Annotated in this window: 13 protein-coding genes and 1 pseudogene; 12 read left to right on the top strand and 2 right to left on the bottom strand. The window is 68.5% G+C overall.

What is annotated here, in order from left to right:
- Positions 1–10 precede the first annotated feature (10 nt).
- Positions 11–502 carry a thioesterase family protein gene (locus D3874_RS15225; protein ID WP_119778838.1) on the bottom strand — a complete coding sequence of 164 codons (492 nt, stop codon included), beginning with the start codon at positions 500–502 and terminating at the stop codon, positions 11–13.
- A 66-nt stretch (positions 503–568) separates the two neighbouring features.
- Here D3874_RS15225 and D3874_RS31235 point away from each other — a divergent pair, with 66 nt between their 5' ends.
- Positions 569–1,225 (top strand): Holotricin-3 precursor, encoded by a 657-nt coding sequence (locus D3874_RS31235; protein WP_158596049.1) that lies wholly within the window; start codon positions 569–571, stop codon positions 1,223–1,225.
- Between the two features lie 58 nt (positions 1,226–1,283).
- Here D3874_RS31235 and D3874_RS15215 read toward each other — a convergent pair whose 3' ends face one another.
- Complete coding sequence (locus tag D3874_RS15215; RefSeq protein ID WP_119778836.1) at positions 1,284–1,649, bottom strand: nuclear transport factor 2 family protein; 366 nt, start codon at positions 1,647–1,649, stop codon at positions 1,284–1,286.
- Positions 1,650–1,780: 131 nt separating this feature from the next.
- Between D3874_RS15215 and D3874_RS15210 the strand changes: the two genes are divergently transcribed.
- The 11 genes and pseudogenes from D3874_RS15210 to D3874_RS28580 all read left to right on the top strand — a co-directional run bounded on the left by D3874_RS15210 (position 1,781) and on the right by D3874_RS28580 (position 12,287).
- Positions 1,781–2,023, top strand: a complete 243-nt coding sequence (locus D3874_RS15210; RefSeq protein ID WP_119782315.1) for a toxin-antitoxin system HicB family antitoxin — start codon at positions 1,781–1,783, stop codon at positions 2,021–2,023.
- Positions 2,024–2,097: 74 nt separating this feature from the next.
- Positions 2,098–2,400 carry a YXWGXW repeat-containing protein gene (locus tag D3874_RS28585; RefSeq protein ID WP_158596048.1) on the top strand — a complete coding sequence of 101 codons (303 nt, stop codon included), beginning with the start codon at positions 2,098–2,100 and terminating at the stop codon, positions 2,398–2,400.
- A gap of 245 nt (positions 2,401–2,645) precedes the next feature.
- Complete coding sequence (locus tag D3874_RS15200) at positions 2,646–3,854, top strand: S1 family peptidase (protein ID WP_119778835.1); 1,209 nt, start codon at positions 2,646–2,648, stop codon at positions 3,852–3,854.
- Between the two features lie 9 nt (positions 3,855–3,863).
- The gene (locus tag D3874_RS15195; protein WP_119778834.1) at positions 3,864–4,859 is read left to right on the top strand and encodes a hypothetical protein; all 996 of its coding nucleotides are present in this window, start codon (positions 3,864–3,866) and stop codon (positions 4,857–4,859) included.
- Positions 4,850–5,212, top strand: a complete 363-nt coding sequence (locus D3874_RS15190) for a hypothetical protein (protein ID WP_119778833.1) — start codon at positions 4,850–4,852, stop codon at positions 5,210–5,212. Before D3874_RS15195 ends, D3874_RS15190 begins: the two co-directional genes overlap by 10 nt.
- A 140-nt stretch (positions 5,213–5,352) precedes the next feature.
- A pseudogene (locus tag D3874_RS32050) lies at positions 5,353–8,390 on the top strand (virulence factor SrfB).
- Between the two features lie 10 nt (positions 8,391–8,400).
- On the top strand, positions 8,401–10,443 hold the full coding sequence (locus tag D3874_RS15180) for a virulence factor SrfC family protein (protein ID WP_119778831.1): 2,043 nt from the start codon (positions 8,401–8,403) through the stop codon (positions 10,441–10,443).
- Positions 10,440–11,045 carry a virulence factor SrfC family protein gene (locus D3874_RS31230; protein ID WP_119778830.1) on the top strand — a complete coding sequence of 202 codons (606 nt, stop codon included), beginning with the start codon at positions 10,440–10,442 and terminating at the stop codon, positions 11,043–11,045. The genes D3874_RS15180 and D3874_RS31230 overlap by 4 nt, the downstream gene beginning before the upstream one ends.
- Entirely contained in the window at positions 11,045–11,467 is a 423-nt protein-coding gene (locus tag D3874_RS15170) for a hypothetical protein (protein ID WP_119778829.1), read from the top strand. Before D3874_RS31230 ends, D3874_RS15170 begins: the two co-directional genes overlap by 1 nt.
- Positions 11,464–12,108 carry a hypothetical protein gene (locus D3874_RS15165; protein WP_147385682.1) on the top strand — a complete coding sequence of 215 codons (645 nt, stop codon included), beginning with the start codon at positions 11,464–11,466 and terminating at the stop codon, positions 12,106–12,108. Before D3874_RS15170 ends, D3874_RS15165 begins: the two co-directional genes overlap by 4 nt.
- Positions 12,109–12,113: 5 nt before the next feature.
- A complete protein-coding gene (locus D3874_RS28580; protein ID WP_158596046.1) occupies positions 12,114–12,287 on the top strand; it encodes a hypothetical protein in 174 nt (57 codons plus the stop codon).
- Position 12,288 lies beyond the last annotated feature (1 nt).

Raw genomic sequence — 12,288 nt, 5'->3', positions numbered from 1 at the left:
CGGCTGACGCTCAGGCCGCCGCAGGCTTGCGCAGGCGGATGTTCCGGCCGAGGCCGTCGGGCAGGGGCAGGGCGCCGTGATCCTCGGCGATCTGCGCGAACAGGGCCTGTTGCTGCGGCGGCATGGCGGCGGACCGGCGGTCTTCCAGGTCGACATGCAGGGCGACCTGTTCCGAGGTCGCGGCCAGGAAGCCCAGTTCCGCGTGCCGCATCTCGACGAAATAGTGCAGCCGCTTGGCGTCGTGGTCGATCAGCTGGAAGGTGAAGGCCAGGGGGTCGCCCTGAGTCACTTCCTGCAGATAGCGGACATGGGCCTCGAGCACGAAGAACGAGTGATTCGAGCGTGCGACATAATCCTTGCCGCAGTCGAAGCGGTCAAAGACCCGGTCCAGCGCTTGATCGAACGCCAGCACGTAATAGGCGACATTCATGTGGCCGTTGTAGTCGATCCATTCGGGCAGAACGACGGCCTGGCCGCAATCCAGGGGAGCTTCAAATGACATGGGCCGGATCATAGAGGGTCGGCGCAGGGGTGGGAAGGGTGCGAGCGGAGCTTGATCCGGAACCCAATGGCCGTCACGGTGTTTCTCGATTTACCATCAGAACCGGAGAATGCGGCCATGCAACGCAATCTTGCTAAAGGGCTCGCCGCCCGCGTGCTCGCCTTGGCGATTGGCGCTTCCAGCCTGGCGCTCGCGCCGGCGATGCTCGACCTCACCGCGGCCTATGCCAAGGGCGGCGGCAATGGTGGCGGTGGCGGAAACGGCGGCGGCGGAAACGGCGGTGGTCATGGCGGCGGTCACGGCGGGGGCCACGGTGCCGCGGCCGATGCCGGGGGCCGCGGCTTGGGCCACGACAAGGCCGCGGTGGCCGACAGCAGTCGCGGCAGCGCCAAAGCGGTCGGTGCCAAGGAAACCGCCGACGCCCGCGTGCGTAGCAAGGCGCTGACCGACGCCGCCCGCACCTATGCCAGTGCCAGCGAGTTGGGTCCCCTCAACGCCGCCCATGCCTCTCTTACGGCCTTCGAGCACGCAGCCCCGAATTCGACCGTCGGGCGCATCGCCAGCTACGATGCCGCCCGTCAACGGGCACTCAGCCTCGTCGACCCGGTGGATCGGCGCCGGGCGCTTCGCTTGGCCGAGCGACGCTTGGCCCTGGATTTCGACCGGACCTTGACCCGTGCCGAAATCAATGCGGTGAACGCGATCCTGGACGACAAGCGCTGACCGGCCGGGCAGCCGGGCAAAGCGCCCGGCTGCCGAAGCCCCGCCTTGTCTCAGCGGCCTAGGATATCGGCCCGCCGTAGAAGAAGCGCTCGTCGACGATCTTGCCGTCCTTGACGGTATAGACGCCCAACTCGTCCATCTTCATGCGCTGGCCGTCCTTCGGCGTGAAATCCATCAGGAAGCGCACGGCGAACTCGTGGCCGAAAACGTAGGGCCCTTCGACCTTAACCTCGTGGATGGTGTTGTTGGCGTACCACCACTGGCCCTTGGCCTCGACCGCCTGGCGGCCCTTGACCTCGGCCATGTCGCCCGGCATCGGCTCGCGGCTGACCACGTCGTCGGACCAGTACTTGGCCCCGGCTTCGTCGAACTCACCCTTGGCGCACATCTCGGTAAAGGCCTTCGCCACTGCCTGTGTGTCCATCGTCGCCTCCCGCTGGTTTGATTTTGCCGGCCATCATAGCGCCGGGAGGTGACAAGCCCAAGAAAAGGGGGACAAAATTGATCAGGGCAGCCAGGGCCCCGCGTTGATATCATCGAGCAATGGAGATGACGATGGCGACGCTGACAATCCGCCTGCCCGACGACCAGCACGCCCGCCTCAAGGCGATGGCGGAGCGGCGAGGGCTCAGCCTCAACAAGCTCGTAGAGGAATGGAGCACCCGCGGCATCGCCGAGTTCGACGTCGAGACCAGGTTCATGGCCTTGGCTGCCCGTGGCGACAAGGCTGCGGGGTTGGCCCTTCTGGATCGGCTCGATGCGCATTTCGCGCCTGGCTCTTCGACCTCCAAAGGCTGAAAACGGGCGCCGGAAAAACCCGGCGCGGACGTTTCATCTGCGTGAGGGCTGATTCACTGGCACAGGAATCGGTCATGATGTCGAAGAAACTTGCTTTCGCCTTTGCCTTCGGCCTGCTGACGGCCGGGGCCGCGACCGCCGCCCAGGCGCGCGACATCGTCATCTACGAGGCGCCGCCGCCGCCCCGCGTCGAAGTCGTGCCGCAGGTGCACGAGCGCGAGATCTGGGAGCCCGGCCACTGGGCCCGGCGGCACCACGACTGGGCCTGGATCCCCGGCCGCATCCTGGTGGTCGATCAGCCGGGCCGTCATTGGGAGCCCGGCCATTGGGATCCGCGGCCGCGCGGCTGGATCTGGATCGAAGGGCACTGGAACTGATCCTGCCCGCCCGTCTGGCCAAATCGTGACGGCGGTCACGGAACTGCGCAGGCCCCCAGACCATTGATTTCCCGGTTCGGTCCCGGCGTGACGCATGACATTGGCACGCCGGGGCCGGTTTGTTAGCGTCCATGCCGACGCTTGCTTGTATAGAAGCAGCGTCGGGGGGCGATGCGAGGGGGATCCGGCAAGAGGCCGGTGGCCACCTTCGCGCCGCCTGAACCGCCAAGCCGGGATCGTCGTTCATGTCCACACCCACGCCGCCCGCCACCCCCGAAACCGCGCCCCCGGCCCCGGCGCGTGCCTCCCGCTGGTGGTTACTGCCGGCCGGCGTCGCCGTGGCCCTGGTGTTTCTGGCCCTGGGTGTCTGGCTGGGCTGGGCCCTGCTGGCCGACAAGCTGGACGGCATGGAAGGCCGCGCCAGCCTGATCGACGAAGGCCGCACGCGCGAGGAAATCGCCCTCCAGCGCGCCAACAACGAGGCCTTGGAAAAGCGCATCGCCGAGGCCAGGAAGGTCCTGGAAAGCGACGTCTGCACCCTGGAGAATCCGTTCGGCAGCCTGCCGCCGCTGCCCGAATCATCCGCCCCGCCGCCCGAGGCGGTGCCCACCCCGCCGGGCGGGCAGGCGTTCGAAGGCACGCTGATGGACCTGATCGACAGCGCCACGGTGTTGGTCCTGGGGCCGTCGCAAGGCAATGTCGAAATCGGTTCGGGCTTCTTTGTTGCGCCCGGCATCGTCGTCACCAACAGCCATGTCATCGCCAGCGTCAGCCCCGATTCGATCTATGTCTCGTCCAAGCCCCTGGGCGGGGCCAAGAAGGCGACCCTGATCGCCACCACCAATGCGACCCAGCCGGGCCAGGTCGATTTCGCGGTGCTGAAGGTCGACGGCGCCCCGGCCTCGATCCAGCCCCTGTCGCTGACCACCACGGTCGCCAAGCTGGACCATGTGGTCGCCGCGGGCTTCCCCGGCATCATCATCGAGGGCGACCAGAATTTTCAGCGCCTGCTGCAGCAGGGCGATGCCTCGGCCATCCCCGAGCTGGCGGTCACCAGCGGCGAGGTTTCGGTGCTGCAGAATCTCGAGGGCAATGTCCCGGTGGTGGTGCATACCGCTGGCATCTCGCCCGGCAATTCCGGTGGGCCGCTGGTCGATCGCTGCGGCCGGGTGGTGGGGGTGAACACCTTCCTGCGGGTCGAGGCCAGCCAGGCGGTGCGGGTGAACTACGCCCTGGCCAGTTCTGCCCTGATCCAGTTCCTGAAATCCAAGAACATCGCCTTCAACGAGCTGACCGGCCGCTGCGTGCCCGCGAACCCGCCGCCCGACCGGCCCGGCCAGGCCCCGGGCGCTACCCCCGGCGCGACGCCGCCCGCCGGCGGGGCCACGCCCGCGCCGGGTGGCGCGGCCGGCGGTGGCGCCGCCAGCCCCGCGACGCCCGCGCCCTCGAAGTAAGGCCGGGTGATGACCAGCCAACTCGTCGCCACCACGCGGGCCGGGCAGGTCCATGCCCTGGGGGCGGGCGGCCAGCCTGTCACCCTGGCCTACGACCAGATCGCGCAATACCTGCGGCGCAACCTGTCGCCCGACCATGCCGCCCTGCTGGCCGAGCCGAATTTCGACCCCGGCCGCGGCCAGATCGACTGGTATGCCCCCGGCGACGGCCCGGTCCGCCGCCTGATCGACTTGGGCCCCGAGGAACGGGCGCCGATCGAAGACCGGCTGGCCACCCTTTCGGGCGAGATCCGGGTCAAGGGCGAGGCGCTGGCCGCCTCGCGCGATTCGGGCGAGCGCCTGATGGGCCAGATGCTGGCCTCGGCCCTGGAAATCCCGTCGCCCGAACATGTCCTGGTGGTGGGTGACAAGCCGGTGCTGACCGGCTGGGGCAATGTCACGGAAGGGGTGGGGGCTGCCCGCGGCGTGCTGACCCGCTTCCGCAAGGGCGTGGTGCCGCCGCCGGCGCCGCCCCTGCCGCCGACGCCGCCGGTCGCCCCGGTGATCGTGGCGCCGCCGCCGCCGCCCGGCCGGTTCCCCTGGTGGCTGGCCGCCCTGTTCGCGCTTTTGTTGCTGCTCGCCGTGCTGCTGTGGTGGCTGTGGCCGCGCATCCTGGCGTTCTTCGTGATCCCTGAGCCGGTCTGCGGCATCAATCCCGATGAGATCGCCCTGATCGAGGAACGCGACGCCGAGGCGGCGCGGGAAGCCGTGCTGCAGCGGGAATTGGCCGATCTGGAACGCCGGATCGCGGAAAAGCGCCTGGCCTGCGAGCCGCCGCCCCCCCCGCCACCTCCGCCACCCCACCACCGCCACCGCCACCACCGCCACCACCGCCGCCACCCCCGCCGGTGCCGCCACCCCCACCGCCGCCTCCACCACCCCCGCCGCCTCCGCCCCCACCGCCGCGGACCGAAGACGACCGCCGGGTCGAACGTGACGGCGGCCAGCAAGGCAAGATGCAGGTGATTCTGGCCTGGGACGACGCCAACGACGTCGATGTCCACGTGGTCTGCCCCAACGGCACGCGGATCTATTGGGACCATCCCAACGGCTGCGGCGGCGACCTGGACATCGACCACAACCGCTATGACGACCGGGTGATCATGGATCCGGTCGAGAACGTGGTGTGGCTGGACGATCCGCCGCCGGGCCAGTATCGGATCGAGGTGCAATTGCCCAAATCGCGCGGCATTCCGCGCTCGCACTACCGCATCACCCTGCGGCGCGCGGGCAAGCCGGACCAGGTCTTTGAAGGCTCCGTCGATCAGGCACGCAACCGCAACGACACCAAGATCGTTCATGTCTTCAATGTGCCGTGATGCGGAAATCTCCTGGCCGTCATCCCGGCGAAGGCCGGGATCCACGGTCGAGCCTGGTCGGATGGTTCCGGGTACGCCCCGCCGGTGGATCCCCGCCTTCGCGGGGATGACGGGGTGGAAGGGCCATCATCCCGCCAAGGATGGCCAGCCCGCGGTTCCATGTTACAAATGCGGCCCTTAGGGCGGACAACGGTTCTGATGCGATGCTGAAACGCCTGACTACGTTCCGCCGGCTGGTAAGCCTGGTGCCGTCCAGCGGCCTGCAGTTCCTCGACTTCGGCTTCGATGCCGAAGCCTTGCCCAAGATCAACCGCGCCTTCTGGGAAGAACCCGTGGCCGGCGCCGCCCTGTCCCAGGACGGGCGCCAGCAGGTGGTCCTGCGTTGCCTGGTGCCCGACGAGGGCGAAGACGGCGGCCTGGTCGATCCCAAGACCGGCACCCGCCCGCCCCAGGAGGCGATCTACGAGCTCAATCGCCAGAAGGGCCTGGAGACGTTCCTGGGCCGCTGGGTGCCGCTGCCCTATCTGCGGGTGAAGGCCAAATCGGGCGACGGCGACGATCTCTACGATACCGGCCCCAGCAACTGGGCGCGCCTGCGCGTGGTCGAACTGCCCGAGCGTGACCGCGAAGGCTACACCCACCGCGCCACCTTGATCTTCGACACCGCCCTGGCCAACCGCATGCCCGGGCGGCCCTATGTCATGCCCAGCCCGACCGATGCGACCGAGGAGCAGGAATTCGCCCTGGTCGCCGACGACGACAAGAATGCCTGGTTCCTGGAAGAGGCCTGGGTCGACCAGTGGCTGGACGAGAGTTTCCGCGAATTCAAGCAGGCCCAGCGCCCCGGCCGGCCCTTGCGCGAAGACGACTTTCCCCATGCCTGCGAGCATTGGGCGCGCTACCTGACCTTCCTCGCGGTGATCGAGGAAGCGGCGTTCATGCCGCGCATCCGCCTGATCGACACCCTGTCCGACGCCGGCCGCCATGTGCCGGTCGAGGTCGACCTGGTGCTCGATATCGGCAATTCGCGCACCTGCGGCATCCTGATGGAGTCCCATGCCGACGACCGCATGGACCTGAACGATTCCTATGTCCTGGAACTGCGTGACCTCGCCCGTCCCGAACAGGCCTACGGCAAGCCATTTGAAAGCCGGGTGGAATTCGCCCGGGCCAGTTTCGGCAAGGACGCGGTCTCGCGCCGTTCCGGCCGGGCCAACGCCTTCTGGTGGCCCAGCCCCGTGCGCATCGGGCCCGAGTCCATGCGCCTGGCCGGCGATGCCCTGGGCAACGAGGGGGCGACCGGCCTGTCCAGCCCCAAGCGTTACCTGTGGGATACCCGGCCGCTGGCGCAAGGCTGGCGCTTCAACGGTGTCGGCCCCGACGGTGTGACGACCGAGCCGCCGGTGTCGGGCCCGGTCATGGGCCTGATGACCGAGGACGGCGAAGTGCTGCGGCAACTGCCGGGGGCCAGGGCCAGCCGGCGGTACGCGCCAAGTTCTCGCGTTCCGGCATCTACAGCCTGATGCTGACCGAGATCCTGTTCCAGGCCATCGCCATGATCAACGCGCCGGAAATCCGCCTGGCGCGCCGTCACGGCGACGTGCCGCGCCGCCTGCGCCGGATCGTGCTGACCATGCCGCCCGCCATGCCCGTGGCCGAACAGCGGATCATGCGCCGCCGGGCCGAGGGTGCGGTCAAGCTGGTGTGGGATTTGATGGGTCTCGCCGCGGTCGACGGCAAGCTGCCGCGCGAGCCCGCCGTGGTCTTGAATCTCGACGAGGCCTCGGGCACCCAGCTCGTCTATCTCTATACCGAGATCACCCAGAAATTCCGTGGCGACTACGGCGCCTTCTTCGGCCTGAAAGGCAAGCTCCGCGCGGCCGAGGGCTTCGGGCCGGAGCCGGCCCTGCGCATCGCCTCGATCGACATCGGCGGCGGCACCACCGACCTGATCGTGACCACCTACACGGTGGAGGGGCAGCGGGCGATCAACCCGACACAGAATTTCCGCGAAGGCTTCAAGCTGGCCGGCGACGATATCCTGGCGGCCGTGGTCGAACGCCACATCCTGCCGGCGATTTCCAAAAGCCTGAACGCGGCGGGCATCGGCGATCCCCGGGCCATGCTGCGCAAGCTGTTCTCGGGCAACCGCGGCTCGGAGACCGAGTTGGAACGCCACCTGCGCCGGCAGTTCGTGACGCAAGTGCTGGAACCGGCCGGGTTGTCCCTGCTCCATGCCTACGAGCAGGGCGGGGCGGGGCCGCAGGCCGGGGTCGAGGTCAAGCGCCTGGACGCCCTGTGGGACAAGAGCCTGCCGCCCTCGGGCCGGGTGCTGGAGTTCTTCACGGACGAGGCGCACGAGCACGGCGCCACCGGCTTCGATATCGCCAGCGTACCGGTCGAGATCGATCTCAGCGCGATCGAGGCCACGGCGCTGGGCGTGATCGGCCAGACCCTGGCGGATCTGGCCGAGATCATCCACGCCTATGATTGCGACATCCTGCTGCTGTCGGGCCGGCCGTCGCGCCTGCCGGCGATCATGAAGGTGATGCTGGCCAAGCTGCCGGTGATGCCCGACCGCATCGTGCCCATGCACCAGTACGGGGTCGGCACCTGGTATCCGTTCCGCGACGTCAATGCCCGCATCGAAGACCCCAAGACCGCGGCCGCCGTGGGCGCCATGCTGTGCGGCCTGGCCGAGGGCCATCTCGAGGCCTTCCTGATGCGCACCTCGCGCCTCGCCATGAAATCGACCGCGCGCTTCTTCGGCGAGATGGAGATTTCGGGCCAAATCAGGCGGCGCAACGTCTTCCTGGCCGATCCCACCTTGAACGCCAAGACCGGCGAGGGCGGCGGCGAGAGCTTCGTACTGAACTTCTACGCCCCGATCTTCATCGGCTTCCGCCAGCTCGACCTGGAACGCTGGCCGGCGACGCCGCTCTACTACCTCGAATTTACCAACCCCTCGGCCACCGCCGGCATGGCGCTGCCGTTGAAGGTGACGATCGAGCGGGCCGAGGTCGACATCGACCACATGGAACGCTGGGAAGAATTCCGCATCACCGAGATCGAGGATGCGGATGGCAATTCCCGGCGTGGCCAGGTGAGCCTGCGCCTGCAGACGCTGAAATCGGCCCAAGGCTATTGGCGCGATACCGGCGTCTTGAACGTGATGTGAGAGACGGGTCATGACCATCGACCAACAGGCCGAAAACGAGAAGGTCCGCGTCCTGGCCGCCAATACCACGCAGGCGGCCCTGGGCGCGCTCGACTGGTTCGGCGCCAATCCGGACAAGCTGCGCCAGGACGAGGCGGCGCTGCGCCGCGACTTCCGCCGTTACGTGGTGGGCGCGCGCAAGCTGGAGGTGGCGGCGACGCGGCCCATGTGCGTCTCGGTCTTCGGGCCCAGCCAGGCCGGCAAGTCCTATCTGATCTCGGCCCTGGCGCGCAAGGGCACCGATCGCCTGATGGCGGTGTTCGAGGATCGCGAGCTGGATTTCGTCGCCGAGCTGAACCCGGAAGGCGGGCAGGAGGCGACGGGCGTCGTCACCCGCTTCACCATGAAAGGCCGGCCGGCGCCCAAGGGCAAGCCGGTCGCCCTGCGCCTGCTGTCGCAGACCGATGTCGTCAAGATCATCGGCAATGCCTACTATTCGGACTTCAACCTGGAAGACGAGGAGCCGCCGGGCCCGCGCGAACTGGCCGAGCTCATCACCAAACTCGAGCCCCGCGCCGCCGCCGGGCCGGTCGATATCCTGACCCCTGAGGATATCTACGACCTGCAGGAATATTTCGAGAAATACTTCAAGCCCCAGGCGGGCATCCGGGCGCTGGCCGCCAGCTATTGGGCGCGGGCGGCGGAACTGGCGCCGCGCCTGGGCCTGACCGACCGGGCGGAACTGTTCGCCGCGATCTGGAATTTCATCCCTGATTTCACCAGGCTCTACCTGCGCCTCGCCCAGGGGCTGGAGCGCCTGGGCCATGCCGGCGAGGCCTGGGTGGGGATCGAGGCCCTGGTGCCGCGCGAAACCTCGATCATCGACGTGCGCACCTTGGGCGAACTGGGCCAGGACAATGCGGCCGCCGGCACCCTGACCCTGGTCACCAAGGACGGCCGCCAGGCCCAGCTTGCCCGGTCGGAGGTAACCGCGCTGATTGCCGAGCTGACCATCGTCATGCGCGATCAGCCCTGGCCCTTCTTCGATCACACCGACCTGCTCGATTTCCCCGGCGCCCGCAGCCGCGAGAATTTCCCCGATCCGCGCGGCTTCCTGGAACAGGCGGGCGCCCTGCGCTCGGTCTATCTGCGCGGCAAGGTCGCCTATCTGTTCGAGCGTTATTGCGCCGAGCGGGAATTGACCGCCATGCTCTTGTGCATCGGCCCGTCCAACCAGGAAGTCCGCACCCTGCCGGCCATGGTGAAGGACTGGATCGACGCCACCCATGGCGCCAGCCCGCAGGAACGCGAGCGGCAGGAAAATGCCCTGTTCCTGATCCTGACCAAGTTCGACCAGGAATTCGAGGAGAAGGCGGGCCAGGCGGCCTCGACCGAGGGGCGCTGGACGATCCGCCTCAACGCGTCCCTGCTCGATTTCTTCGGCAAGGCCCACGACTGGCCGCGCAACTGGACGCCGGGCAAGCCCTTCGACAATACCTATTGGCTGCGCAACCCCAATTTCGTCGCCAAGCACATCCTCGATTACGGTGCGGACGGCGGCGAGGCGGGCATCCGCCCGTCGGAGGCCGAACGCATCGCCCGCGCCAAGTCGGAATTCCTCTCGAACGAAGCGGCGCGCGCCCATTTCCGCGACCCCGAGAAGGCCTGGGACGAGGCGTTCCGCCTGAACGACGGCGGCATCTCCTATCTCGCCGCCTCGCTGGCGCCGGTGTGCAACCCGGCGATCAAGCGCCGCCAGATCGAGGAACAGTTGCGCTCCCTGCGCCACGCCATGAGCGAACGCCTGGGCCGCTACCATGTCTCGGGCGACCTGGCCGAGGAATTGGAGAAGCGCCGCGCCGCCGCCCGGGCCTGCGGCCGCCGGTTGGTCGCCTGCGCCGGCGACCAGAAGTTCGGCCTGCTGCTGCGCGCCCTGCATATCCGGCCCGAAGCGCTGATCGACCTCTATTACCGGGTCGAGTCCAATGCCCCGGCCGAGGCCGACGCGCCGGCCGGGGCCAAATCGGCGAACGGGGGGCGGCCCTGGGCCGGCGGCCGGATGCGCAGTCGATGATGGATGCGCTGTTCGGCGACAGCCCGGTGGACGAAGCCAAGACCCCGGTGCGCCAGCAGGCGCGCGACCAGGCGGAACGCTTCGCCGATGCCGCTCTGGAACACTGGATGGAACAGGTCCACGCCCTGGCCGACAACGGCCCGCTGCGCGACGACCTGGGCCTGGACGGCGATGCCGCCAATACCCTGGTCGAGGAACTGGGCATCGGTGCCCGGCGCCTGGACATCGCCGGCACGATCGCGGCCGAGGTGCGCCGCCTGGCGGCCTACCGCGCCAAGCTGGGCGAGGCGGTGGCCAAGCCGGTGGCCGTGGCCGAGACGGCGATCAACGCCTATGTCAACCACCTGGGTTTCGACATCCGCCCGCCGGCGGAGCGGCCGGTCAACCGCTCGACCGGCAAGCCCCTGTTCGCGCCCCGGCCGGTGGCCGGCGCCTATCCCGCCCTGGCCGAGGAACCCGCGGCCTATGACCAGGCTTTCTATGTCGACTGGATCGCCGGCTTCATGGGCCTGACCGAAGAGAACGTCGCGTTCAAGGATGGCGAGGCGGTCGATGTCGAGGCCAATGCCCGCCTGGGCGGCTTGATCAGGACGTTGACGTAATGGCCGGGCCGCAGATCCGCATCGTCGAAGACAAGGCCCAGGTCGACGGCGGCTGGGCGATCGTCATCGTCGACCGCATCGGCCAGTATCTGGGCGACGGCACCATCGGCATCCGGCGCCTGGGCTATGACGCCAGCCACCTCTCGCCCGCCGGCTGGCGGGTCGCCGACGCGAGGCTGCCGGCCGAACGCTGGGAACTGCGCGACGGCGCCCTGCATCTCTACCTCGGCCCCGACGTCACGGAATTCCTGACACCCGACGATCATGTAACCGTCGATGTCCAGGGCATCGCCGGCCAGGCGACCGTGGCCTGGCCGTCGATCACGCCGCATTATGGCGGCAAGACCCAGTTCCGCAGCTTCGCCCGAAGCGTCGCCCCACCGCCGCCGCCCCCGCCGCCGGTGGGGAAGAGCCGACGGTGATGGTGCCCTTGCCGCCGCCGCCCCCGCCGGTGGTGGAGCCCGTGCGCGAGGAAGAAACCATCCGGCCCGAACGTATGGTCGATGCGCCGGCCCCGCCCCAGCGCCTGAATCTGGGCTGGCTGGGACCGTTGCTGTGGTCGCTGCTGTGCCTGGCGATCGGTGCCGCGGCCTGGTCCAACAAGGCGCCGACGCTGGAGATCGCGCTGCCCGGGCGCGTGACCCCGGGTACCCCGCCATCGCTGCCGCCCGTTCCACCAACGCTGCCCGAGGTGCCGACGTTGCCGGCGCCGCCGCCGCCCAGTCCGCCGACCCCCAGCCCGCCGACCCCCAGCCCGCCAGCCCCGCAAGGCGATCTCAGCATCGTCGACATCGTGCGCCAGGCGGCGAGCGCCCAGGAAATCTACGACTGGGCGCACAAGTTCCGCGACAAGGGCGATTTCCAGGGCATGTTGCTGCTGCTGGAAAACGCGGCCGAACGCGGTCATGGCCAGGCCATGTTCGAGATCGCCCAGCTCTACGATCCCGCCACCTTCATCGCCGGCAAGCCGTTCTCCAAGGCCAACCCGAACAGGCGGCGAAATTCTATCGCAAGGCCGAGGCCGCGGGGGTCCTGGAAGCCAAGGCGGCCCTGGCCACCCTGAAACCCGTGATCGAGAAACTGGCCGCTGCCGGCGATGCCCAAGCCAAGGCGGCCCTCGCCACCTACTGGCCCCGGGATCGCCGCCATGAGCCATCTTTTCCCGTCATTCCGGCGAAGGCCGGAATCCATTGCGACGATCGCGCGCTGCCCCAGAATGGATTCCGGCCTTCGCCGGAATGAC

The organism is Oleomonas cavernae (genome assembly GCF_003590945.1).
Taxonomy (GTDB): domain Bacteria; phylum Pseudomonadota; class Alphaproteobacteria; order Zavarziniales; family Zavarziniaceae; genus Zavarzinia; species Zavarzinia cavernae.
The sequence above is the reverse complement of the archived record's forward strand: the minus strand, read 5'-3'. Positions and strand labels throughout refer to the sequence as shown.